Below are 21,960 nucleotides of genomic sequence, written 5' to 3' on the forward strand. Positions count from 1 at the left end.
GCAACGCACGGCGACCTGATGTTCCACCAGTCCGGCGGATGCTGCGACGGTTCGGCCCCGATGTGCTATCCCGCCGGGGAGTTCCGCACCGGCTCGTCGGACGTGCACCTCGGAGATCTCGCGGTCGACTCGTTCGTGGTTCCGGTGTGGATGTCCGCGGCGCAGTTCGAGTACTGGTCGCACACGCACCTGACGATCGACGTCGTGCCCGGTCGTGGGAGCGGGTTCTCGCTCGAGGCGCCACTTGGAATGCGTTTCCTGGTGCGTTCACGGTTGCTCAACGGCGAGGATCACTAGGCTCTAGCATCTGCATCCATGACCGTCCAATGCGGATGCTGCGGAGCCGAGATCACGTCTACGGACCGCATCGACTTTCGGCTGAACCGCCCGGAGCCGTTGATCGGCGTGCCCTCGGAGCAGCTCACCGCCCCGACAGGCGGGCTGCTCGCCGGACCGGACGGCGACACGTACCTCCGTTGTCTCCTGCCGGTTCGGCTGACCGGAGGAGTGGAGCTGGTCTTCGGCGCGTGGATGCGGATCAGCAAGGTCGACGCGATGTACGCGCACGCGGTCTGGGACAACGACTCCGAGTACCCGAACTTCCGCGTGTCCGGCACGTTCGCGAACTTCATCGAGCCGTGGAACCTGCTCGGCGTCCCGGTCGAAGCGGCCGTGCTGAACGCCGACGAGCTGCCGTACTACACCTCGCACCCGTTGCTGGACCGGGAATGGGACCGCGACGAGGTGCTGAGCTGCATCCGGCACCCGTTGCCGATCCCCGTCCGGGAGACGCTGGGCGAGGTCTGGACCGTCGAGCGGACCGCGGGCATGCGGTGTGTCGTGGAGGACCGGACCGTGTGGTTCTCCAGCCCCGGCCGGTGGGTGGGGCTCGACGTCTACAACGACCGGGCCCAGCGCACGCCCAGCGACTTCCTCGCGGCCGTGATCGACGGCTACCCGTCGGAGGACCACTCGGTCGAGCACATCGGGCCGGAGCTTCGGCACGCGTTCTGGCTCAGCGAGGTCATCGACGGCAACGAGGAGCAGGTGTTCCACGGGCACGTCGTGCGTCCCGGCACCATGCTGTCCGTGCGCGTGGTGCACCGCTTCCCCGCCGACCGGGCGTGGGCGCAGCACGTGCTGAACAGCGTCCAGTACATCGGCGAGTCGTGACCGCTCTCGTGCGTTACGAGGCCTGGCCGAACGTGAGCCGCATGGTCCTCGTGGCGAGGCTGACCAGTGGTGTGCGGCCCGTCAGGTAGCCGAGCGGGCCGTCCACCGGGAACATCCACGCGGCCCGGACGAGCCGGAACCGCCCGGACAGGCGCATTTTCGTCCGGACGTCGCGGCCGTCCAGGCGTTGTGCGGTCCAGCCTTTCGCGGCCCACTCGCCGGGCAGCCGGACGCCGCCGCTGACCGCCACGCCCGCGATCGACGAGCCCTGGCCGAACTTCGCGAGCTGCTTCGGGATTCCCCACATCTCGCGGCCGCCCAGCCGGGACGCCTCGCTGTCGACCCAGATCTGCGGCACCGACACGGCGATCCGGCCTTGGTCGTTCACCGGCGTGGCGACGAGCAGCTCGTCGTAGGTGAGCTCGCCGCCCGGCTCGTAGGTCACGAACGCGACGGCCACGAAAGCGTTACCCGCCACCGTGATCATTCGCGCGCCGGACGGGAGATGGGCGTGCGGCACCAGCTCGCGCGGCACCCGGAACACGGAGATAACGAGAGAGCCCCGCATGTGCCACGGTTCTGGTGGATAACGCACGCCCACGACCGTACCGCTATCAGGTGCTGATGAACGTCCAGCGCTGGTTGTCCAGGCCGTTGCACGTCCACTGCTGCACCTTCGCACCGTCAGTGGTCTTGAACGCGTCCACGTCCAGGCACTTGCCCGACCGCAGGTTGACGATCTGGTGATAGCCGTTGCCCAGGTCCTTGACGTTCCACTGCTGGTTGGTCTGGCTGGGCCCGAGGCAGACCCACTGCTGGACGGGTGTGGCGTCGGCGGAGCCGGCTCCCGCCACGTCGAGGCACTTGCCGCTGTGCTTGGCCACGATGTTGAAGTCGATGGACTGGAGATCGGCCGGGCTCGCGCCGGCGGCCGGCGCGACGGCGAGCGAGGCCGTCGCGACACCGACGGCCGCGAGCAGCTTCTTCCACTGCATGTGTTGTCTCCCTTGGTGTTCCGCCTCCCCCGGCGGGCTGACACCAGCATGCTGGGCAGCACCCCGGCCTGGACACCTGGCAGACCTCGAACTCCGTCTGGAGGCCAGCCTCCATCCAGCGGAACAGACGTTTCCCTGCCCTGGCAGGTAGCGGCAGACTCGATCACAAGGGGGTTGTGGTGACGAAGATTCGACTGGTGATCGGTGATGCGCAGTACCTGCGCCGGGAAGGCCTGCGGCGCATGTTCGCCGACTGCGTGGACACCGAGACGGTCGCCGTCGTGGCCGATCCCGAGGCGATGGCCGAGGCCGTCGACGTGCTGAAGCCCGACGCCGTGCTGACCAGCATCTGCGCTCGCGCCGTGCGGCTCGGGCACCCGGACGTCGGCGTGGTGGTGCTGCAGCGGGACGCGCGGATCAGGCTCGACCTGCTCCGGCACAGCACCGCGCGCGTCGCCTACCTGCTGGAAGACGACGTCAGGGACTTCGACGAGATCCTCTGGGCGGTGCGGGAGGTCGTGGCGGGCCGGACGGCGGTGAACCCGCTGATCCTCGAAGCCGTCGTCCGCGGCACGACGCCGATCACGACCCTGACGGCGAGGGAGCTGGACGTCGTCCGGCACATGTCGCGGGGACGGACGAACCGGGCGATCGCCGAGTTGCTCACGGTCACCGAGTCGACCGTCGAGAAGCATGTGAACACCGCGTTCGCCAAGCTCGGACTGGGTGAGGACCCGCGGCAGCACCGGAGGGTCGCGGCCGTGCTGGCGTACCTGCGCCACCAGGCTCGTAACGTCAGGGAAATCCCAAGTTTGCGTGAGTGAGCTGGCCCACTTGCCGAGCGGGGCTCACGATTCCCGCCATGAACGTCCTGCTGGCATTCGCACTCGCCGCGAGCGTCGTGACGCCCGCGCCGCCGCTGCCTCCCACGGCAGCGTGCCCGGAGAGGGTTCCCGCCGACGCAACCTGCTACGAGGGCCGGGACGCCAACGGCGCCTACTACACGATCGCCGTGCCGAAGAAGTGGAACAAGACGCTCGTCGTCCACTCGCACGGCGGTCCGGACCTGGGCGACCCCACGCCCGAACGCACCCGTGACGACCTGAACCGCTGGGCCGTCATGGTCAAGGAGGGCTACGCCTGGGCGGGCACCTCGTACCGGCGCGGCGGCTACGGCACGCGGATGGCCGCCGAGGACACCGACAACCTGCGCAAGATGGTCAGCGCGATGCTCAAGCCGCACAAGGTCTTCCTCCACGGCCAGTCGTGGGGTGGCAACGTCGCGGCGAAGACGATCGAGCTGTACAAGGGCTACGACGCGGCGCTGCTCACCAGCGGCGTGATGGCCGGCGGTTCGCGCGGCTACGACTACCGCGTCGACCTGCGCGTGGTCTACCAGTACTACTGCGGCAACCACCCGCGCCCGTCCGAGGCGCAGTACCCGCTGTGGCAGGGCCTGCGTCCGGGCTCCACGATGACCACGGCCGGGCTGCGTTCGCGAATCGAGGAATGCCTTGGCGTGGCCGGAAGCCGCACGCCAGCGCAGCAGCAGAAGCTGAACGACATCCTCGCGGTCACCAAGATCCCCGAGGAGACGCTGAACTCGCACCTGAACTTCGCGACGTTCACGTTCCGCGACATCGTGCACCTCCGGCTGGGCGACCGGAACCCGTGGAGCAACACGGGTGTCGTCTACAAGGGCTCGCACGACGACGCGGCCCTGAACGCCGGCGTGGAACGCTTCGCCGCCGATCCCGCGGCCCGCGCCGAGCTGGCCTACGACAGCGACCTCACCGGCAAGATCGACATCCCGGTGCTGTCGGTGCACGCGATCGGCGACCCCACGGCGTTCGTCGAGCACGAGTCGGCCTACCGCGACCAGGTCCGCAAGGCCGGGCGCTGGTACAACCTCGTGCAGACCTTCACGACCGAGGCGACGCACTCGGCGTTCAGCGACTCCGAGTACGCCGCGGCCATCCAGTCTCTGGCGGCGTGGGAGAAGTCCGGGCTGCGCTCCAACCCGTTCCTGATCGCGGCCGCCTGTCCCAGCCACGACGAGCAGTACGGCACGGGCTGCTTCTTCGACCCGTGGTACCGCCCGAAGTCCTACGAGTCCCGGGTCGCACCCCGCGCGTGACCCGCCGAAGGCGAAGCCCGGCCGCACAGTGCCTCCAGGACACGCTGTGCCGCCGGGCTTCGCGCTGCTTCACCTGCCCTGCAACGACTTCACCTTGTCACCGAAGGTCCAGTTCTTCGAGCCGTCCCAGTTGATCGACCAGGTCATGAGGCCCTTGAGCTGGCCGTTGAAGCTGTTCCACGCCTGCCCGACCAGGCTGGGGCTCAGGTAGCCACCACCGGCGCCCGGTTGCGCGGGCAGGCCTGGCACCTGCTTGTCGTAGGGGACCTTGATCGTGGTGCCCTGCACGACCAGCCCCTTGTTGAGGCACTGGGTCTGCGCGACGAAGCCCTGCACCGTGCCGGCCTGGTAGCTGTCGCCGGAGCACCCGTACATGGACCCGTTGTAGTACTGCATGTTCAGCCACCAGAGACGGCCGTTGTCCGCGTACTTCTTGATGATCGGCAGGTACGCGCCCCAGATCGACCCGTAGACGATGCTGCCGCCCGTCACGTACGCGGTCTCGGGCGCCATCGTCAGCCCGAACCCAGCAGGCATCTGCGCGAGCACACCGTCGATGATGCGGATGAGGTTGGCCTGTGACGGGCTCAGCTGGTTGATGTTGCCGCTGCCGACCAGGCCGGTCTCGATGTCGATGTCGATGCCGTCGAAGTTGAACTTCTTGAGGATCGGCACCACGGTCGCGATGAACCGGTTGGCCACCGCGGTCGAGCTGAGGTCGATGCCCGCCGCCGCGCCACCGATCGACAGCAGAATCGTGGCGCCCGCCGCCTTGGCAGCGCACATCTCGGCAGGCGTGGCGACCTTGACGCCCGCGTCCATGCCGTCCTCCCACAGCACCGTGCCGTCGGAGCGGATCACGGGGAACGCCGCGTTGATGACGTTGTAGCCGTGCTGCTTGATGCGGGCGTCGGTGATGGGCGTCCAGCCGAACGGCGGATGCACCCCGTTCGACGCGCCGTCCCAGTTCTCCCAGTAGCCGTGCAGTACCTTGCCGGCGGGACGGGACTTGAGCGCACACGTGTCGGCCGCATGTGCCGCGGTCGACGGGACCAGTGTCGCAATGAGCAGGAGCAGGGCTGTCAATGCGGAACGCATTCGCTCACCTTTCGCGTTCAGGCGGCGACCCGTTGTCATTGAAGCACGGAATGGTCCAGACCTCTAGCGCCCGCCGTAACGGGCCGTGGCCGAACGGCGACTCATTCGGCGTCGAACCACGAACGGAGATGCCCGATGCCCGGCGAGTTGTCGGAGGCGGTCACGATCACCGTCGACGAGCACCGGAGCGACCTCGAGTCGTTGTGGGACTGGCTGCGACAGGAACCGGAGCTGCGCGGCCGCCTGCGCGCCGTCACCCCCACCGCGCCGGACGGCACGATGGGTTCCGGGGTGGAGCTGGTGGTCGTGGCGTCCGCGCCGGCACTGGAAGCCCTCTCCCGATCACTCCCGGTCTGGCTCGACCAGCGCGAAGCCGGTGTCACGGTCACCGCTCCGGACGGCCGTTCGGCGTCCCTCACCGCCGAGAACGCGGCCGAGATTCTGCGCGACCTGCTCAGGGACCGCTGACGTGCGCCTTCCCGCTCCTTCGAACTCCTACGCGGTGCTCGTCGGCACCAGCACCTACGCCAACGCCGCCCTGCCCGCGCTGCCCGCCGTGCGGCACAACCTCGACGACCTCCGCGCGGTCCTCACCGACCCCGGCCTGAGCGGACTCGCCGCCGACCACTGCGTCACCGTGCCCGACCCCACCGACGTGCGCACGGTCTACCGGGAACTCCGGCGCCAAGCCGCCCGCGCCACGGACACGCTGATCATCTACTTCGCGGGGCACGGCCTCACCGGGCCCCGCAACGAGCTGTTCCTGGGCCTCGTCGACACCGAGACCGACGAACTCCCGGTCAGCGCCCTGGCCTACGACCTGGTCCGCGGCATCGTCGCGAACAGCCCGGCCCGCAACCGCGTGGTGATCCTCGACTGCTGCTTCAGCGGCCGCGCCGCCGGCGACATGGCCGGCGACGACGCGATCCTCGGCCAGGTCGGCATCGAGGGCACCTACGTGCTGACCTCGGCACCAGCCAACGCCGTCGCCCTGGCCCCGCCCGGTGCCCGGCACACCGCGTTCACCGGTGAGCTGCTGCGGCTGGTGCGCGCCGGGGTGCCGGAGGGGCCTGAGCTGCTGACGTTCGGGATGATCTACCGGCATCTGTTGCACACGATGACCAGCCTCGGGTTGCCACTGCCACAGCAACGCGGGACCGGCACCGCCGACCTGCTGGCGCTCACCCGCAATCCCGCACACCCAGCCGCCACGCAACCAGAAGTCGCGCACGCAGCCGCCACCCCGCCAGAAGTCGCGCACCCTGAAATCGCGCAGCCAGCCGCCACGCAGCCAGAAGCCGTGCAGTCAGCCGCCACGCACCCAGGAGTCGCGCAGCCAACTGCCACGCACCTGGGAGTCGCACGCCCAGCCGTCACGCAGCCAGAATTTGCGCGCCCTGAAATCGCGCACGCAGAAGTCGCGCACGCAGACGTCCCGCGCCCAGAAGTCGCGCACGCTGACGTCGCGTATCCAGAAGTCGCGCACGCAGACGTCCCGCGCCCAGAAGTCGCGCACGCTGACGTCGCGCACGCAGCCGGCGCGCCAGCCGGACCCGCGCCGGCCGTCGTGGCCTCGGTGCGCGGCCCGACCTTCGTGGTCCCGCCTGGGGCCAAGGTCCAGAATGCCGAGGTTTCCGCGCCGGAGCCTCCCGACCCGCACCGCCGACGAACCAGGCGGATCGGGGCGGGCCTCTTCGGTGTCGTGTGCACCGTGCTGGCAACGTGGGCCTGGACGTCGACGACCTGGCAAGGCAGGCCGTGGAGCGACATCTGGCCCCTGATCCTGACACAGGGCCTGGGCCAGAACGCTCCTGTGTCGGTCCACGCGCATCTGATGCTGATCGAGCGGCTGCTCATGCCCGACTTCGCCGGCGTGAGCACCCTGATGGCGGCGACCTACTTCGCCGCGACCGCGGCCCTGCTGGCCTACTTCGCCGGCGACGTGCGGCGCGCGATCGGCGCCACCGCCTCAGATCCCTTGCTCAGGCGCGGGAGCCCTACCGATGCCCGTCTGGGCTGGTTCCTCGTCATCGGCTTCTGCGCGTCGCTGATCTGGATTCCGATCATGCGGCCTTTGCCCGTCGCAGTGAACCTCTGGGTGACCGTCGCCTGTGTCACCACGTCCGCGATCGTGCTCGGGCTGGCGGAACGAACCGGTCGCAAACAGCGCGAGATGTCCTCCTTCACCATCAAGGACGGCCTCGTGATCGGCAGCTTCCACCTCGCGAGCTGGCTGTTCCCCGGCTTGTCGCCGCTGGGCGTCGCGCTCGCCGCAGGCCTGGTGCTCGGCTTCACGCGCCCGGCCGCACTCAGGCTCGCCCTGCTGTTCGAGCTCGTCACCGGTGTCGCGGCACAGCTGTACTCACGAGTCGACGACAAGTTCCACAAAACGGGCGACGTCGGGCCGACCACGACGCAGATGCAGGTGGGCGCCCTCACCGTGCTGGTGCTCTCCTACGCCGTGGTCGCCGGGCTGTTCTGGTACGTGCGGCGCCGGTCGTTCTGCCCGTTCGTCATCTACCTGCTGGCGCTCGCCGCACTCACGGCCGGCGCGATCGCCAACGGCTACGTCGCGGCGACCTGAGTCGCCTCAGGCGGCCTTCAGCGACCAGAGGGTCTCTTCGGAGACCTTCCACAGCCGTGCGGCCGCCTCCGGGTCCTGCGCGTAGGAAGCCACACCGCGGATCACACCGCCAGTGTTGGGCGCTGCCTCGGCACAGTCCTCGAAGTACTTGCCGGACAAGCCGTCCAGCAACGGCGACGTGGCCACCACCAGCGTCGTCGCGGCCCCCTGCTCGGGCGTCTTCACCCGGCGAGTCGCGGCGCCGCTGAGCCTGATCCGCTCCTGCAGCTCCTCGGGCGTGAGGTGGCGCTGCAGGTTCGTGGCGATGCTGCCCGGCATCAAGGCGTTCATCGTGATGCCCTCCGCGGCCCAGCGGGCTCCGGCCTCGACGCCGAACAGGATGTTCGCCGTCTTGGACTGGCCGTACGCCTGCCTGCGGTCGTACGGACGGCGGGCGTAGTGGATGTCGTCGAAGTCGACGGACCCCATCAGGTGCGCGGACGAGCTCACGTTGACCACCCGCGCACCCTCGGCGCGCAGCGAGTTGAACAGGCCGTGCGTCAGCGTGAAGTGCCCGAGGTGATTGGTCGCGAACTGCAGCTCCCAGCCCTCGGGCGTGCGGGTCAGCGGCGTGGCCATGACACCCGCGTTGTTGATCAGCAGGTGCAACGGGCCGTCCCAGTTGCGCGCGAACGCCTTCACTGAGCCCTGCGACGACAGGTCCAGCTTCGCCACCGAGATCTTCCTGTTGCCCGTGGCGGCCATCAGCGACGACGCCACGCGCTGCCCGGCGTCGACATCGCGGGCCGCGATGGTGACCTCGGCGCCCGCGGTGGCCAAGGCGCGGACGGTTTCCACGCCGATGCCCGAGGCGCCGCCGGTGACGACGGCGCGGCGGCCCGAGAGGTCCACGCCCTCCACCACTTGCAGGGCGGTGGTTTCGAAGCCGTAGGGGGTGGTGATCATGCCTGTTCCCCGATCTTGAGCGTCTCCTCGGACACCTTCCACAGCTGCGCGGCGGCTTCCGGGTCGTGTGCGTAGGCGGCGAGGCCGCCGGTCATGCCCGCGGTGTTGGGCAGGGCCTCGTTGCAGTCTTCGAAGTAGAGGCCGGAACGACCCTCGACGAGGGGCGAGACGGCGAGCACGAGGGTCGTCGAGGCGCCCTGCTCCGGCGTCTTGAGCTGCAGCGGCTTGTCGCCGCCGCGCAGCTTGATGCGCTCCTGCAGCTGCTCGGGCGTGATGTGGCGCTGCAGGGCGGTGAGGATGCCGCCGGGCATCAGGGCGTTCATCGTGATGCCCTCGGACGCCCAGCGGGTGCCTGCCTCGACGCCGAACAGGATGTTGGCCGTCTTGCTCTGGCCGTACGCCTGCCAGCGGTCGTACTCGCGGCGCTCGAAGTGGATGTCCTCGAACACCACCGGGCTCGAGAGGTGGCCGGCCGAGCTGACGTTCACGACGCGGGCGCCCTCGGCGCGCAGCGAGTCGAAGAGGCCGAGCGTCAAGGTGAAGTGGCCGAAGTGGTTCGTGGCGAACTGGAGCTCCCAGCCCTCCGGCGTGCGGGTCAGCGGCGTGGCCATCACGCCCGCGTTGTTGATCAGCAGGTGCAGCGGGCCGTCCCACGAGGCGGCGAAGGCCTTCACCGAGTCCTGCGAGGTCAGCTCCAGCGGAGCGACGAAGATCCGCTCGTTGCCCGTCGACGCGGACAGCTCGGCCGCGACCCGCCGGCCCGCCTCGACGTCGCGCGCCGCGATGGTGACCTCGGCGCCCGCGGCTGCCAGAGCCCGCACGGTCTCGACGCCGATGCCGGACGCTCCACCGGTGACCACGGCGCGACGGCCAGAGAGGTCGACGCCCTCGACGACCTCGAGCGCAGTCGTCTCGAAGCCGAACGGGGTGGTGATGCGCTCACTCATCTGAAATCCCCAACCTGTGTCGTACACTGAAACGGAGGTTCCTCCGGTTCGAGTTCCACAGTAACCGGAGGGTCCTCCGTTTAGCAAGTGACCTGATGGAGTGATGTCGTGCGTGCTGACGCTGTCCGCAACCGCGGGGTGCTGCTCGAAGTGGCGCTGGACGCGTTCACCCACGAGAAGGACGTGACGCTGGGCGCCATCGCCAAGAAGGCGGGCGTCGGCATCGGCACGCTCTACCGGCACTTCCCCACCCGCGAGGCCCTGATCGAGGCCGTCTACCGCACCGAGCTGGAAAAGCTCTGCGCCGCCGCCCCCGAGCTGCTGGAGACCAACGAGCCGGAAGCCGCGCTACGGGAGTGGATGAACCGCTTCATCGCCTACATCGCCACCAAGCAAGACCTCAAGGACGCGTTGCAGGCCGTGATCGCGCTGGGCATCAACCCGTTCGAGCACAGCCGCGCCAAGATGACGGCCGCCATCGAGACGCTGCTCACCGCGATGGGCGCGCAGGCCGAGCCGACGGACGTGATGACCCTGCTGATCGGCGTCGCGCAGAACGGCGACCCGGCTCAGGCGAAACGAATGCTGGACCTGATCATGGACGGGATCCGCCACGGCGCCGTTCAGCCCTGAGCTGCTCAAAACGTTCCACCAGCGCCGGAGCCTCGTCGAGCAGGAACGCGTAGAAGTCCCGCATGTCGACGAGCCGCTGGAAGGCAGGCCCCGATCCGACCGCGTCGACACCCCGCTCCACGGCGGTCAGCACGTCGTCGACCACCGAGTGCTGCCGCGAGTACAGCGTGGTCCAGGCGTTGTCGCGCATCCGGAAGTGCTCACGCCGGCTGCCCGCCACGTAGATCCGCTCGATCAGCCCCATCTGCACGATCATCTTGATCGCCCCGGACACCGATCCGGCACTCACACCCAGCTCTTCGGCAAGATCCCCCGCGGTCAGCGACTCCTTGTCGGAGAAGAGGAACGCCGCCAACGCGCGCGCCCCCATCCGCTGCATCCCGGCACCGACCAGCGTCAGCGCCAGGTGCTCGGCCGCCTCCCTGCGTGCTGTCTCGCCGGTCACACCACTCCAGTCTTCAGAAATTTCTGAACGTTCGCTAGCCTCGATCCTAGGGGGAAGGGGCTGGCAATGGCCACAGCACTCGTCGTCGGCGCCGGGGTCGCCGGCCTCGCGACCGCACTCAGACTGACCCGCAGCACGTGGGGCGTCGTCGTGCTCGACCACGGCAAACACCACGACCCGGTGCCGCTCAAAGGCCCGGACCTGCAAGCGGCCCGCCGCCTCGCAGCCCTGCCGTGCCCACTCCCCTACGAGACCCGCCACAGCACGGTCACCGCGCTCCAGCCGGACCGCTTCGGCGTCACGGTCGCCTTCAACGACCACGAGGACGAGTGGTTCGACATCGTCGTGTGCGCCCAGCCCTGCTGCGAGGCCGACCGATTACCCGGCCAGCGCCTGGAAGCCTGGTCCCGCAACCACGTCGCACTGCTCTACAAGGCGGTCCAGGACACCGGGATCCCGCTGTCCGCCGCCGAGCTGCTCGCGGACGCGTTCGACATCTACTCAGACGACTACGCGGCATTCTCTTGGTGGGAAACCACTTTGAAGCCGCACACCGTTAGGCGGGCCTTTACCCGCGTTCGGTAAGCCTGCGGGTCATGACCACGTTACGGAGACGCACCTTCATCGTGGGCGGCCTCGCGGGAGCGAGCGCCGGCGTACTGCTTCCCAAACTGGCCAACGCGATCGGCTACCCCTTCACCCTCGGCGTCGCTTCCGGCGAACCGGCAGCCGACGGGTTCGTCATCTGGACCCGCCTCGCCCCCAACCCCCTCAACGCCGACGGCCTCGGCGGCATGCCGAACACCGACACCGCCGTCGAATGGCAGATCGCCACCGACGAGCGCTTCACGGCCCTCGCCCGCACCGGCACCTTCACGACGCAACAGGCGAGCGCTCACTCCGTGCACGTCACCCTGACCGGCCTCGAACCCGGCCGCGAGTACTGGTACCGCTTCCGCACCGGCGGCCACATCTCCCCCGCCGGCCGCGCCCTCACCGCACCGGCCGTCGGCACCCAACCCGAACTGACCATGCTCTTCGCCTCGTGCAGCCACTTCGAGGAGGGCTACTTCACGGCCTACCGCCGGATGGCCGAGGAACACCCCGACCTGATCCTGCACCTCGGCGACTACATCTACGAAGGCGCCGCCACCACCACGAAGGTCCGCAAGTTCGCGCCCGCCACCGAGATCAGCACGCTGGCGAACTACCGCGTCCGGCACGCCCAGTACAAGACCGACCCGGACCTGCAGGCCGCGCACGCCACCGCGCCCTGGCTCGTCGTCTGGGACGACCACGAGGTGGAGAACAACTACGCCAACCTCGTCCGCAACGACAGCAGCCCGGCCGGCGACTTCAAGGCCCGCCGAGCCGCCGCGTACAAGGCGTACTACGAGCACATGCCACTGCGATCGGCTCAGGCGCCGACAGCCGAGAACATGTTGCTGCACCGCAGGGTCCGCTGGGGCAGCCTCGCCACGTTCCACATGCTCGACACCCGCCAGTACCGCGACGACCAGGCCTGCGGCGACGGCACCAAGGTCTGCCCGGCCGCAGACGACCCGGCACGCACGCTCACCGGCACGTCACAGGAAACATGGCTGATCGACGGCCTGCGCCAGAAGCTCGGCACCTGGGACTTCCTGGGCCAGCAGGTGTTCTTCGCCCAGCGCCTCGCCGCCGCGGACGGCTCGAAGAGCATGGACGCGTGGGACGGCTACACCGCCAACCGCACCCGCATCCAGAACGCGTGGGACGCCAGCGGCAACAAGGGCACCGTCGTGCTGACCGGCGACGTCCACCGCAGCTGGGCCGCCAACCTCATGCAGAACTACGGCACCCAGAACCGGATCATCGGCACCGAGCTCGTCACCACGTCGATCACGTCCGGCGGCGACGGCAACGCGGCCGACAACGGCCTCAACCCGACGCTCAACCCGCACGTGAAGTACTTCAAGAACCTGCGCGGCTACGTCAAAACCCGCACGAACGCGACCGAGATGCACGTCGACTTCCGCTACGTCGACAAGGTCACCGTCCGCGACTACCCGGTCAAAACCGTCGGCAGCTACGTCGTCGAGGCCACCAACCCCGGATTGCAGGCGCCGTGAAGACACTCCTGATCGCTTCACTGCTGCTGGCCCCCGCCCCGATGACGTGGTCCACGGTCAACACCGACTCGACCGGCGACCAGGACAACGCCTCCGTCTCGGCCACCCGCAACGGCTACACGGCCGTCGTGTGGGAGGACGACCGCGACACCACCGCCCCCGCGGACTCGGTCCACTCCGACGTCTGGATCCGGCTCTACCGGGAGGGCACCTCCCTCTACGAGAAGAAGCTCAGCGCCGGCGGCACCGGCAACTGGCGCCACTGGCAGCCCGACGTCGCGCTGCACGAGGACGGCACCGCTGTCGTCGTGTGGTCGGAAGACCCGGACGGCAACGGCTTCTACAACATCGCGGTCCGGTCGGTCAGCACGTCCGGCGCTGTTTCCGGCTCCGGCACGGCCAACGCGAGCGCGGACGGCCAGCAGTACTTCCCCAGCGTCGCGGCCGACCCGGACACCGGCGCCTTCGCGGTCACGTGGGAGGACCAGCAGGGCACCGCGGCACCCACCGTGCGCGTGAGCGGCTTCGCGTCCATCTCGTCCAAGACCTACGAGGCGCAGGTCAACAACGCGGGTGGCACCCACGCCAAGCCCCAGGTCGCGATGGGCGCGGCAGGCAACGCCATCGTCGCGTGGGAGGCGGACGCCAACGTCGCCCGCAAGATCCTCACCCCGTCCGGCGGCCTGAAGCAGGCGCAAACCACGACGGGGCAGGGAAAGCACCCCGCCGTGGCAGCCAACTTCAACGGCGACTTCGCGATCGCCTGGGAACAGTCCGGCGTGAAGACCCAGTCCTTCACCTCCGCCGGTGCCTCACGCGGCGCCGTCGCGAGCACCACCGGCACCGACCCGCAGATCGGCATCGACGACCAGCTCGGCGTCGCGGTGACCACGGCGGAAGCCCAGGACGTCTACACGAGCGTCTACAACGCGGACGGCACCACGACTGGCCGACCCGCACGCCAGCTCACGGTCTCGAACGCCACCGGCAGGCAAGACGAACCTGCTGTCGGCGTCGACCCGTGGGGCCGCGTCACCGTCGTCTACACGGACGACAACGACGGCAACGGGTTCGACCAGATCTACCTCGGCACCGGCCTGACGACCCAGCAGTGGTGAGTCAGCGCTGATCCAGGGGCCTGCGTCGCTGGTGGACGTCCAGCAGCGACGCGGGCTTCCACCACCCCTGCACGTCGTAGGTGTCGGTACCGGGCGGCACGATCTCGTCGATCCGGTCCAGCACGTCGTCGGTCAGCACCAGCGAAGCGCCCTCCAGCAACGACTCCAGCTGCTCCATCGTGCGCGGCCCGGTGATCGCCGACGTGACAGCCGGATGCGTCGTCACGAACGCGATCGCCAGCGCGGGCAGCGAGACCCCCATCTCGTCCGCGAGCTTCGCGAACTCCTCCACGGCGTCGAACTTCGCCGCGTTCTTCGGCAACGTCTCGTCGAACCGGTCCGGCGTGAGCGTGGCCCGGAACGCCTCGGCGTTCGCGCCCCGCCGGTGCTTGCCCGACAGGAACCCGCTCGCCAGCGGACTCCACACCAGCACGCCCATCCCGAGCCGCTGCGCCACCGGCAGCACCGACCGCTCGATCCCGCGCGCCAGCATCGAGTACGGCGGCTGCTCGGTGCGGAACCGCATCAGCCCCCGGTTCATCGACACGTGGTACGCCTCGACGATCTCCTCCGCCGGGTACGTCGAGCACCCGAACGCGCGAATCTTCCCTTCCCGCACCAGATCCGTCAGCGCGGACAGAGTCTCCTCGATGTCGGTCGTGTAGTCCGGCCGGTGCACCTGGTACAGGTCGATCCAGTCCGTGTCGAGGCGCCGCAGGCTGTCCTCGACCGCCCGGACGACGTACCGCCGCGAGTTGCCGCTGCGATTGCGGCCCTCCTCCCCCAGCGGAAAGTGGAACTTCGTGGCGAGCACGACGCCGTCCCGGCGATCCTTCAACGCCTTGCCGACGATCTCCTCCGACTCCCCCGCCGAGTACATGTCGGCGGTGTCGACGAAGTTGATGCCCGCGTCGAGAGCGCGGTGGATGATCCGCACGCCCTCGTCGTGGTCCTTGTTGGCGACATCGCCGAACATCATGGCGCCGAGGCAGTGGTGACTGACCTCGATACCGGTTCCCCCAAGTACGCGATAACGCATCGTCATGGGCGAGAACCTACGAACTAGACCCGGCTCTAGGTCAAGAACCTATGCTCGAACCATGCAGTTGAGCATCGGACAGGTCGCCGAACGCACCGGACTGAGCGTGCATGCCCTGCGCTTCTACGAGAAGGAGGGCATCCTCGCCCACCAGGTCCACAGAGGACCGGGCGGCCGCCGCGTCTACACCCAGCAGGACGTCGACTGGCTGCGCATGTGCATCATGCTCAGGATGTCCGGAATGCCCGTCCCCGAGATCCGCCGCTACACCGAGCTGGTCCGCCAGGGCGACGGCAACGAGCTGCAGCGCCTCGACATCCTCAAGGAGCACCAGGAGCGCGTCCGCCAGCAGATGGTCCAGCTTCAGGAGTGCATGGACCTCATCACCTACAAGGTCGGCAAATACGAGGACTACGTTAATTCGATCGCCGCGAAGGCGGTCGGCCAATAGCCTCGGGCTCATGCCCGTCGTGCTCTCGCTGAACATCGCGTCCAGGACCACCCCGGCCGACTACACCCGCACGGGCGTCACCGGCATCGACAAGCGCCCGGTCGACGGGGCGCTGGAGGTCAGCCCGCCCGGTCCGAAGGGCAGCTCCGGCAGTGGCGTCGCGGGTGACGCGATCGGCGACTGGTCGGCCCACGGTGGCGACCACCAGGCTGTTTACGGTTACGCCCGCGAGGACCTCGACTGGTGGCAGACTGAGCTCGGCGTCGATCTGCACAACGGCCAGTTCGGCGAGAACCTGACCACCCAGGGCATCGACCAGACGAACGCGCTCGTCGGCGAGCGGTGGCGGATCGGCACCGCGGTGCTGGAGGTGACCGCGCCGCGGATCCCGTGCCGGACGTTCGCCGAGTTCCTGGCGCAGCGCGGGTGGGTGAAGCGGTTCACGCAGGTGAACAGGCCCGGCGCCTACTTCCGAGTGCTGGAGGCGGGCCGGATCGCGCCGGGTGACGAGATCACCGTGCTGCACCGGCCCGACCACGACGTCACGGTCGAACTGTTCTTCCGCGCTCTCACCACCGAGGCGGACCTGCTCCCCCGCCTGCTGGAGGCGGGGGACTCGGTGCCGCCAGAGGTGATCGAGCTCGTGCACAAGCGCAACGCCGTGCAGCTCGATTCCTAGGGAGCTGGAAAACGCCTGACCCAGCGCTTTTGCCACGGCGTCTCGACAGCGCGCCGGTGGTAGTTCGCGCGTGTCCACGCCACGGCTTCGTCAGCGGGCACGCCGGCCAGCACGGCCAAGCAGGAAATCACGGTTCCGGTGCGGCCGACTCCACCACTGCAGGCCACCTCGACGCGTTCTCCGGACAACGCACGGGCGTGCAATGCGCGAATCAACTTGATCGCGGCGTCGTGATCACGCGGAAGGCGGAAGTCCGGCCACTCGATCCAGTCGTGCGGCCACGGCACGTCGACAGGTCGTGGCTGCAGATACACCCCGTACTCGGGATGCGGCTCCACGATCTTGCCGTCCCGCAGGCCACGCCCCGTGACCACAGCCCCGTCGGGCAGTTCGACGATCTTCACAACAGTGCCCCCAAACAGCCGCGTTGCGCGAATAGCATGAAATTCTGTCACGTCTACTTCGCCGTTTTCCCCCATTCGTCTACGCTCGCCAAATCTGTTCACCGGTGAGTCGTGAGGGTGGTGGCCGGTGCGACGACGCGCCAGGGATGACAAGCGGTTCACCGGGCTGACAATCCTCGCGGCGACGACCGGCTTCGTGCTCTTCCTACCGCCCCTGCTCACCGTCGCCAACGACGGGGGCACCATCGCGGGCGTGCCTGCCGTCGCGGCCTACCTCTTCGCCGCGTGGCTCGTCGTCATCGCGCTGGTCTTCGTTCTCGTGCGCCGGTCGGGATGAGCTGACGTGCTCCAGACGTGGTTGATCATCGGTGTGTCCGTCGCCTACCTCGGCGTGCTGTTCGCGATCGCGTTCTACGGCGACCGCCGCGCCGACGCCGGCCGCAGCATCGTCGGCCGCGGCACGATCTACGCGCTCTCGCTGGCCGTCTACGCGACCTCGTGGACGTACTACGGCAGCGTCGGCCGCGCGGCCTCCACGGGCGTCGGCTTCCTGTCGATCTACCTCGGCCCGACGATCATGCTCGCCCTCGGCTGGCTGGTGCTGCGCCGGATCATCCACATCAGCCACCGCCACCGCATCACCTCGCTCGCCGACTTCGTGTCCGCCCGCTACGGCAAGAGCGTGCGCCTGGGCGGCCTGATCGCGGCGATCGCGGTCGTCGGCGTCGTGCCGTACATCGCCCTGCAGCTCAAGGCCGTCTCCAACACGTTCGAGATCATCCGGCGCGCACCGGCGATCACGCCGTCGTCCGCGCTGGACCAGGTGCCGGTGCTCGCGGACACCGCGCTGTACGTGGCGCTGCTGCTCGCCGGCTTCACGATCCTGTTCGGCACCAGGCATCTCGACGCCACCGAGCGCCACGAGGGCATGGTCACCGCCATCGCCTTCGAGTCGATCGTGAAGCTCGTCGCGTTCGTCGCGGCCGGCATCACCGTGACCTGGGGTCTCTACAGCGGTTTCGGTGACCTGTTCAGCCAGGCGAAGCAAGCCGGGCACGACGCGCTGTTCACCCTCGGCGACTCGACCGGCACCTGGGTGTGGCTGAACGTGTTGTCGCTCTTCGCGATCGTGCTGCTCCCCCGCCAGTGGCAGGTCGGCGTCGTGGAGAACGTCGACGAGCGCCACGTCAGGCAGGCCATGTGGATGACGCCGCTGTACATGCTGCTGATCAGCGTGTTCGTGCTGCCGATCGCCGCGGCGGGCCTGCTGCAGTTCGGTTCCGGCGCCGAAGCCGACACCTTCGTGCTCACCGTGCCGATGGCCGCTGGTCTGGACGTGCTGGCACTGCTGGTGTTCGTCGGCGGCCTGAGCGCGGCGACCGGCATGATCATCGTCGAAACGGTCGCACTCTCCACCATGGTGTCGAACTCGATCGTCGTCCCGATGCTGCTGCGCCGCGGCTACGAGGGCCGGTTGGCGCGGCTGATCCTGCTGACCCGGCGCCTGTCGATCGTGGCGATCATGCTGCTCGGCTACGGGTACTTCCGCCTGGCCGGCGAGAGCGCCGCCCTGGTGTCGATGGGTCTGGTGTCGTTCGCGGCCGTCGCGCAGTTCGCCCCCGCGGTCATCGGTGGCCTGTACTGGAAGGGCGGCACCCGCGACGGTGTCCTGACGGGCCTGCTCGGCGGGTTCGCGGTGTGGACGTACACGTTGCTGCTGCCCAACTTCGCCGCCACCGGCTGGGTCCCGCGCGGCTTCCTCGACCACGGCCCGTTCGGCATCGAGGCGCTGCGCCCGGAACACCTCCTCGGCATCACCGGCATGGACAACATCAGCCACGGCATGTTCTGGAGCATGCTCGTCAACGTCGGCTGCTACGTCACGGTGTCGCTCCTCGGCCGCCCGCAGGCCCGCGAACAGGCCCAGGCCGTCCTCTTCGTCAACGCGCTCGACGACCCGACCCGGCCGCGGTTGTGGCGCAACCGCGTGTCGGTGCAGGCTCTGCACGAGGTGCTCGTCCGCTCGCTGGGCCGGCGAGCAGCCGAGAAGGCACTCGAAGGTGTCGACATCGAGTCCACAAAGGACGCTGATCCGGACCTGGTGCACCACGTCGAGACCGTGCTCGCCGGTGCGGTCGGTGCCGCGTCCGCGCGGATGATGCTCACCTCGGTGGCGGGCGAGGAACAGCTCGGCGTCGAAGAGGTCATGGAGATGCTCGACGAAGCCTCGCAGGTGGCGGCTTTGGAGGAACGCCACCGCCTCGCCCGCGAGCTGCACGACTCGGTGTCGCAGGCGTTGTTCTCGATGACCCTGCACACCCGAGCCGTCGAACTCGCACTGCAGAAGCAGGGCGGCGACCCCGACGGCCCGGTGGCGCGCGGCATCACCGAACTGCGCAGCCTCACCCAGGACGCCCTCGCCGAGATGCGCGCCTCGCTCTTCCAGCTCCGTCCCGACGCGTTGCGCGAGGACGGCCTGGCCGAGGCGATCCGCAAGCAGTCCGCCGCGATCGCCTCCCGCGAAGGAGTCGTCATCGCCGTCGAAGCGCCCGGCTACCGGCTCTCCCTGGACGACCGCGCGGAAGAGGAGATGTTCCGCGTGGTGCAGGAAGCCGTGCACAACGCCATCAAGCACGCAGGGCCTTCGCGCATCGACATCACGCTCTTCGAGGACGACGGCGTGGTGATCGAAGTGGCCGACGACGGAACGGGGTTCGACCCCGCTACGGTCTCCTCCAACGGCATGGGCCTGGTGAGCATGCGGGAGCGGATGAACCGGATCGGCGGCGACCTCGTCATCGACAGCACCCCTTCGGGATCCACCACGGTCCGGGCCGTGTTGCCTTCGGGGATGCCCTCAGGAACGGCAGGAGAGCAGCGATGAGCACGATCCGGGTGTTCCTGGTCGACGATCACGCGGTCGTGCGACGCGGCATGCGGGCGTTCTTCGAGATGCTGGACGACATCGAGGTCGTCGGCGAGGCGGGCGACGGCCAAGCGGCCCTCGACGAGCTCGCGGCCCGCGCCACCGCCGACGACCTGCCCGACGTCGTGCTGATGGACCTCCTGATGCCCCGCCTCGACGGCATCGGCGCCACCAAGGCGATCAAGCAGCTCTACCCGCAGGTCGAGGTGGTCGCCCTGACGTCGTTCTCCGAGGCCGAACGCGTCCACGTCGCGCTGGAGGCCGGCGCCGCGGGCTACCTGCTGAAGGACGCCGAGGCGGACCAGGTCGGGGCCGCGGTGCGCGCGGCCATGCGGGGACAGGTGCACCTCGACCCGGCTGTCGCGCGGACGCTGACCCGTTCCCTGGTCGCGCCGCAGCGGACCGCTACCGCGCTGACACCCCGGGAGCGGGAGATCCTGGTGCTGGTGGCACACGGGAAGTCGAACCGGGACATCGCCGACGCGCTGGTGATCTCGGAGCGGACCGCTCGGACGCACGTGTCGAACGTGCTGAACAAGCTGGGGCTGGCATCGCGGACGCAGGCGGCGTTGTGGGCGGTGCGCGAAGGCCTGGTGACCAGGCCCTGACGCGCCGCTGGCTGGGGCTTGGCCGACCGGGCCAGGCGGCCGGGTTGGACGGTTGATTCCAACGGCGCGCCTCACTCCTGCCTGGTGGCCATGGCATCTGCAAGTACCGAGCCTTTCCATCGTGATCGGCGGCACCGTGCACAGGCTGTCCCGGGCCACGTCCAGACCGTGCATGCAGGGCACATCGGGCATGTTGCCCACCGAGGGAGCTCTCCTGCCATGGCTCTCCGTGAACGGCGCAAGCCGGGCTGGCCGCGCCACGCGACGTCGGCGACGGCCGGTTCCAGGGCCGGTTGGGTGTGGTCAGCGGCGATGTGATCAAGAGTTGGTGGTACTTGCAGACGCCGGCAGAGCCAACGCCTTGGAAGCAGCCGTCCAGGCAGCTGGGGCTGGTGCCCTCGCCGGACAGTCCACAGCGGAGATCGCGGCGCGGCTCAACATCTCGCCGTACACCGTGCAGGACCATCTCAAAATCGCTCTTCGCGAAGTTCGGCGCCGGAAAACGCGCGGAGTTGGTCGCGAAGCTGTCTTGACTGGCCGCTCAAGGGACTTTCGGGGGATCGATCGGGGAGCGTTGCTCTGCCAGCATGACCGCCATGTACTCCGACCGCGCCCTGGTCATCGGCGCCGGCTTCGCGGGACTGCTGGCGGCCAGGGTGTTGTCCGAGTCGTACGGCGACGTCGTGCTCGTGGAGCGCGACCAGCTCACCGCGGACACCGAACACCGGGCAGGCATCCCCCAGGCCCACCACCCGCACGCGCTGCTGGCGCGCGGGGCCGACGTCCTGGAATCGCTCTTCCCCAAGCTCGGGGTGGAGCTCAAGGCAGCGGGCGTGATCCAGGCCGACCTCGGCAGCGACTTCATGAGCCGGGCCCCGGCCGGGTGGGCACCGCGCGACCCCATCGGCCTGAGCGTCTACTCGACGACCCGCGTGACCATCGAGCGGATCATCCGCCGCCGGGTGCTGAGGCTGCCCAACGTGTCCCTTGTGGACGGTGTAGCGATCGACGGGCTCCTGCACGACCGCGGCACGGTCACCGGCGTCCAGGGCAATCGGGCAGGACGGCCCTTCACCGACTACGCGGACCTCGTCGTCGACGCCTCCGGCCGCAACAGCAAGCTCGTCTCGTGGCTCGCGGAACTCGGCGTGCACTGCCCGGCGCCGATGATCGTGAACGGCCATCTCGCCTACACCTCACGCCTCTACCAGGTGAACCACGACCTCAAGCTCGACTGGAAGACCGCCTACGAGATCACCCACGCGCCCACTACCAGACGCGGCGGCGCGGTGTCCACAGTGGACGGCGACCGGTGGTTCGTCACCCTCTTCGGCGCGGGCGGCGACGTGGCCCCGACCGACGACGACGGCTTCCTCTCCTACGCCACCACCCTCGAGTGCCAGGACATCGCCGAGATCATCAAGACCGCCACCCCGGCCTCGCCGATCTACCGCGTCGGCAACCTGCGCAGCCGCTGGAACCGGTTCCACCAGGTGCCGGACTGGCCGCGCGGCCTGCTCGCCCTCGGCGACTCGGTCGTCTCGCTCAACCCCGTCTACGGCCACGGCATGACCCTGGCCGCCCTGAACTGCGCCGAGCTGCGCGAGCTGCTCAAGGAAGAGCTCGTCGTCGCCTACCTCCAGACGGTCGCCCAGCTGGAGCGCGAC

Annotated in this window: 24 protein-coding genes; 16 read left to right on the top strand and 8 right to left on the bottom strand. The window is 68.9% G+C overall.

Features of this window, described 5'->3' with window-relative positions; genetic code table 11:
• Positions 1–297: DUF779 domain-containing protein (locus tag ABZX92_RS37305; protein ID WP_355570172.1), on the top strand; the 297-nt coding region annotated here is incomplete at its 5' end.
• 18 nt (positions 298–315) lie between these two features.
• On the top strand, positions 316–1,173 hold the full coding sequence (locus tag ABZX92_RS37310) for a hypothetical protein (protein ID WP_355570173.1): 858 nt from the start codon (positions 316–318) through the stop codon (positions 1,171–1,173).
• Between the two features lie 13 nt (positions 1,174–1,186).
• Here ABZX92_RS37310 and ABZX92_RS37315 read toward each other — a convergent pair whose 3' ends face one another.
• Both ABZX92_RS37315 and ABZX92_RS37320 read right to left on the bottom strand, forming a co-directional pair.
• Positions 1,187–1,768 carry an acetoacetate decarboxylase family protein gene (locus ABZX92_RS37315; protein ID WP_355570174.1) on the bottom strand — a complete coding sequence of 194 codons (582 nt, stop codon included), beginning with the start codon at positions 1,766–1,768 and terminating at the stop codon, positions 1,187–1,189.
• A gap of 19 nt (positions 1,769–1,787) precedes the next feature.
• Positions 1,788–2,315, bottom strand: coding sequence for an RICIN domain-containing protein (locus tag ABZX92_RS37320; RefSeq protein WP_355570193.1), 528 nt, complete (start codon positions 2,313–2,315; stop codon positions 1,788–1,790).
• Positions 2,316–2,347: 32 nt separating this feature from the next.
• On the opposite strand from ABZX92_RS37320, the gene ABZX92_RS37325 reads away from it, so the two are divergent.
• Together ABZX92_RS37325 and ABZX92_RS37330 are read left to right on the top strand one after the other, a co-directional pair.
• On the top strand, positions 2,348–2,992 hold the full coding sequence (locus tag ABZX92_RS37325; protein ID WP_355570175.1) for a response regulator transcription factor: 645 nt from the start codon (positions 2,348–2,350) through the stop codon (positions 2,990–2,992).
• Positions 2,993–3,030: 38 nt separating this feature from the next.
• On the top strand, positions 3,031–4,305 hold the full coding sequence (locus ABZX92_RS37330) for a hypothetical protein (RefSeq protein WP_355570176.1): 1,275 nt from the start codon (positions 3,031–3,033) through the stop codon (positions 4,303–4,305).
• A gap of 69 nt (positions 4,306–4,374) precedes the next feature.
• Here ABZX92_RS37330 and ABZX92_RS37335 read toward each other — a convergent pair whose 3' ends face one another.
• On the bottom strand, positions 4,375–5,403 hold the full coding sequence (locus ABZX92_RS37335; protein WP_355570177.1) for a chitinase: 1,029 nt from the start codon (positions 5,401–5,403) through the stop codon (positions 4,375–4,377).
• Between the two features lie 135 nt (positions 5,404–5,538).
• On the opposite strand from ABZX92_RS37335, the gene ABZX92_RS37340 reads away from it, so the two are divergent.
• Both ABZX92_RS37340 and ABZX92_RS37345 read left to right on the top strand, forming a co-directional pair.
• Positions 5,539–5,871 carry a hypothetical protein gene (locus tag ABZX92_RS37340; RefSeq protein WP_355570178.1) on the top strand — a complete coding sequence of 111 codons (333 nt, stop codon included), beginning with the start codon at positions 5,539–5,541 and terminating at the stop codon, positions 5,869–5,871.
• A gap of 1 nt (position 5,872) precedes the next feature.
• Positions 5,873–7,987, top strand: a complete 2,115-nt coding sequence (locus tag ABZX92_RS37345) for an undecaprenyl-diphosphate phosphatase (RefSeq protein WP_355570179.1) — start codon at positions 5,873–5,875, stop codon at positions 7,985–7,987.
• 6 nt (positions 7,988–7,993) lie between these two features.
• Here ABZX92_RS37345 and ABZX92_RS37350 read toward each other — a convergent pair whose 3' ends face one another.
• Positions 7,994–8,932: an SDR family NAD(P)-dependent oxidoreductase gene (locus ABZX92_RS37350; RefSeq protein WP_355570180.1), complete on the bottom strand. Its 939-nt coding sequence runs from the start codon at positions 8,930–8,932 to the stop codon at positions 7,994–7,996.
• Positions 8,929–9,879 carry an SDR family NAD(P)-dependent oxidoreductase gene (locus ABZX92_RS37355; RefSeq protein ID WP_355570181.1) on the bottom strand — a complete coding sequence of 317 codons (951 nt, stop codon included), beginning with the start codon at positions 9,877–9,879 and terminating at the stop codon, positions 8,929–8,931. Before ABZX92_RS37355 ends, ABZX92_RS37350 begins: the two co-directional genes overlap by 4 nt.
• 108 nt (positions 9,880–9,987) lie before the next feature.
• Here ABZX92_RS37355 and ABZX92_RS37360 point away from each other — a divergent pair, with 108 nt between their 5' ends.
• A complete protein-coding gene (locus tag ABZX92_RS37360; RefSeq protein WP_355570182.1) occupies positions 9,988–10,512 on the top strand; it encodes a helix-turn-helix domain-containing protein in 525 nt (174 codons plus the stop codon).
• Here the strand turns inward: ABZX92_RS37360 and ABZX92_RS37365 are convergent.
• The gene (locus tag ABZX92_RS37365; protein ID WP_355570183.1) at positions 10,475–10,957 is read right to left on the bottom strand and encodes a MarR family transcriptional regulator; all 483 of its coding nucleotides are present in this window, start codon (positions 10,955–10,957) and stop codon (positions 10,475–10,477) included. The two genes, ABZX92_RS37360 and ABZX92_RS37365, sit on opposite strands and share 38 nt — an antisense overlap.
• A gap of 66 nt (positions 10,958–11,023) precedes the next feature.
• Between ABZX92_RS37365 and ABZX92_RS37370 the strand changes: the two genes are divergently transcribed.
• Genes ABZX92_RS37370 through ABZX92_RS37380 form a run of 3 tightly spaced genes read left to right on the top strand, consistent with a single transcriptional unit; the run spans position 11,024 to position 14,186 of the window.
• On the top strand, positions 11,024–11,542 hold the full coding sequence (locus ABZX92_RS37370) for an FAD-dependent oxidoreductase (RefSeq protein ID WP_355570184.1): 519 nt from the start codon (positions 11,024–11,026) through the stop codon (positions 11,540–11,542).
• 11 nt (positions 11,543–11,553) lie between these two features.
• Positions 11,554–13,068, top strand: a complete 1,515-nt coding sequence (locus tag ABZX92_RS37375; protein WP_355570185.1) for an alkaline phosphatase D family protein — start codon at positions 11,554–11,556, stop codon at positions 13,066–13,068.
• Entirely contained in the window at positions 13,065–14,186 is a 1,122-nt protein-coding gene (locus ABZX92_RS37380; RefSeq protein WP_355570186.1) for a hypothetical protein, read from the top strand. Before ABZX92_RS37375 ends, ABZX92_RS37380 begins: the two co-directional genes overlap by 4 nt.
• 1 nt (position 14,187) lies before the next feature.
• Here the strand turns inward: ABZX92_RS37380 and ABZX92_RS37385 are convergent, their stop codons facing one another.
• Positions 14,188–15,225, bottom strand: a complete 1,038-nt coding sequence (locus ABZX92_RS37385) for an aldo/keto reductase (RefSeq protein WP_355570194.1) — start codon at positions 15,223–15,225, stop codon at positions 14,188–14,190.
• A gap of 61 nt (positions 15,226–15,286) precedes the next feature.
• Between ABZX92_RS37385 and ABZX92_RS37390 the strand changes: the two genes are divergently transcribed.
• Positions 15,287–15,676 (top strand): MerR family transcriptional regulator, encoded by a 390-nt coding sequence (locus tag ABZX92_RS37390; RefSeq protein WP_355570187.1) that lies wholly within the window; start codon positions 15,287–15,289, stop codon positions 15,674–15,676.
• A gap of 10 nt (positions 15,677–15,686) precedes the next feature.
• Positions 15,687–16,355, top strand: a complete 669-nt coding sequence (locus ABZX92_RS37395; RefSeq protein ID WP_355570188.1) for an MOSC domain-containing protein — start codon at positions 15,687–15,689, stop codon at positions 16,353–16,355.
• Here the strand turns inward: ABZX92_RS37395 and ABZX92_RS37400 are convergent.
• Positions 16,352–16,753: a protein-tyrosine phosphatase family protein gene (locus ABZX92_RS37400; RefSeq protein ID WP_355570195.1), complete on the bottom strand. Its 402-nt coding sequence runs from the start codon at positions 16,751–16,753 to the stop codon at positions 16,352–16,354. The genes ABZX92_RS37395 and ABZX92_RS37400 overlap by 4 nt on opposite strands.
• 133 nt (positions 16,754–16,886) lie before the next feature.
• On the opposite strand from ABZX92_RS37400, the gene ABZX92_RS37405 reads away from it, so the two are divergent.
• From ABZX92_RS37405 to ABZX92_RS37420, 4 genes are all read left to right on the top strand, one after another.
• Positions 16,887–17,096, top strand: a complete 210-nt coding sequence (locus ABZX92_RS37405; RefSeq protein ID WP_355570189.1) for a hypothetical protein — start codon at positions 16,887–16,889, stop codon at positions 17,094–17,096.
• Positions 17,097–17,102: 6 nt separating this feature from the next.
• Positions 17,103–19,643 carry a histidine kinase gene (locus tag ABZX92_RS37410; RefSeq protein ID WP_355570190.1) on the top strand — a complete coding sequence of 847 codons (2,541 nt, stop codon included), beginning with the start codon at positions 17,103–17,105 and terminating at the stop codon, positions 19,641–19,643.
• Positions 19,640–20,293, top strand: coding sequence for a response regulator transcription factor (locus ABZX92_RS37415; protein ID WP_355570191.1), 654 nt, complete (start codon positions 19,640–19,642; stop codon positions 20,291–20,293). The genes ABZX92_RS37410 and ABZX92_RS37415 overlap by 4 nt, the downstream gene beginning before the upstream one ends.
• A 596-nt stretch (positions 20,294–20,889) precedes the next feature.
• Positions 20,890–21,960: FAD-dependent oxidoreductase (locus ABZX92_RS37420; RefSeq protein ID WP_355570192.1), on the top strand; the 1,071-nt coding region annotated here is incomplete at its 3' end.

Source organism: Lentzea sp. NPDC006480 (assembly GCF_040611995.1).
Classification (GTDB): Bacteria; Actinomycetota; Actinomycetes; order Mycobacteriales; family Pseudonocardiaceae; genus Lentzea.

Excerpts from the sequence above, each read along its gene's own strand:
- ABZX92_RS37310 (WP_355570173.1), top strand. The coding sequence starts at position 316 with ATGACCGTCCAATGCGGATGCTGCGGAGCCGAGATCACGTCTACGGAC.
- ABZX92_RS37330 (WP_355570176.1), top strand. The coding sequence starts at position 3,031 with ATGAACGTCCTGCTGGCATTCGCACTCGCCGCGAGCGTCGTGACGCCC.
- ABZX92_RS37335 (WP_355570177.1), bottom strand. The coding sequence starts at position 5,403 with ATGCGTTCCGCATTGACAGCCCTGCTCCTGCTCATTGCGACACTGGTC.
- ABZX92_RS37340 (WP_355570178.1), top strand. The coding sequence starts at position 5,539 with ATGCCCGGCGAGTTGTCGGAGGCGGTCACGATCACCGTCGACGAGCAC.
- ABZX92_RS37350 (WP_355570180.1), bottom strand. The coding sequence starts at position 8,932 with ATGATCACCACCCCCTACGGCTTCGAAACCACCGCCCTGCAAGTGGTG.
- ABZX92_RS37355 (WP_355570181.1), bottom strand. The coding sequence starts at position 9,879 with ATGAGTGAGCGCATCACCACCCCGTTCGGCTTCGAGACGACTGCGCTC.
- ABZX92_RS37370 (WP_355570184.1), top strand. The coding sequence starts at position 11,024 with ATGGCCACAGCACTCGTCGTCGGCGCCGGGGTCGCCGGCCTCGCGACC.
- ABZX92_RS37375 (WP_355570185.1), top strand. The coding sequence starts at position 11,554 with ATGACCACGTTACGGAGACGCACCTTCATCGTGGGCGGCCTCGCGGGA.
- ABZX92_RS37385 (WP_355570194.1), bottom strand. The coding sequence starts at position 15,225 with ATGCGTTATCGCGTACTTGGGGGAACCGGTATCGAGGTCAGTCACCAC.
- ABZX92_RS37390 (WP_355570187.1), top strand. The coding sequence starts at position 15,287 with ATGCAGTTGAGCATCGGACAGGTCGCCGAACGCACCGGACTGAGCGTG.
- ABZX92_RS37395 (WP_355570188.1), top strand. The coding sequence starts at position 15,687 with ATGCCCGTCGTGCTCTCGCTGAACATCGCGTCCAGGACCACCCCGGCC.
- ABZX92_RS37415 (WP_355570191.1), top strand. The coding sequence starts at position 19,640 with ATGAGCACGATCCGGGTGTTCCTGGTCGACGATCACGCGGTCGTGCGA.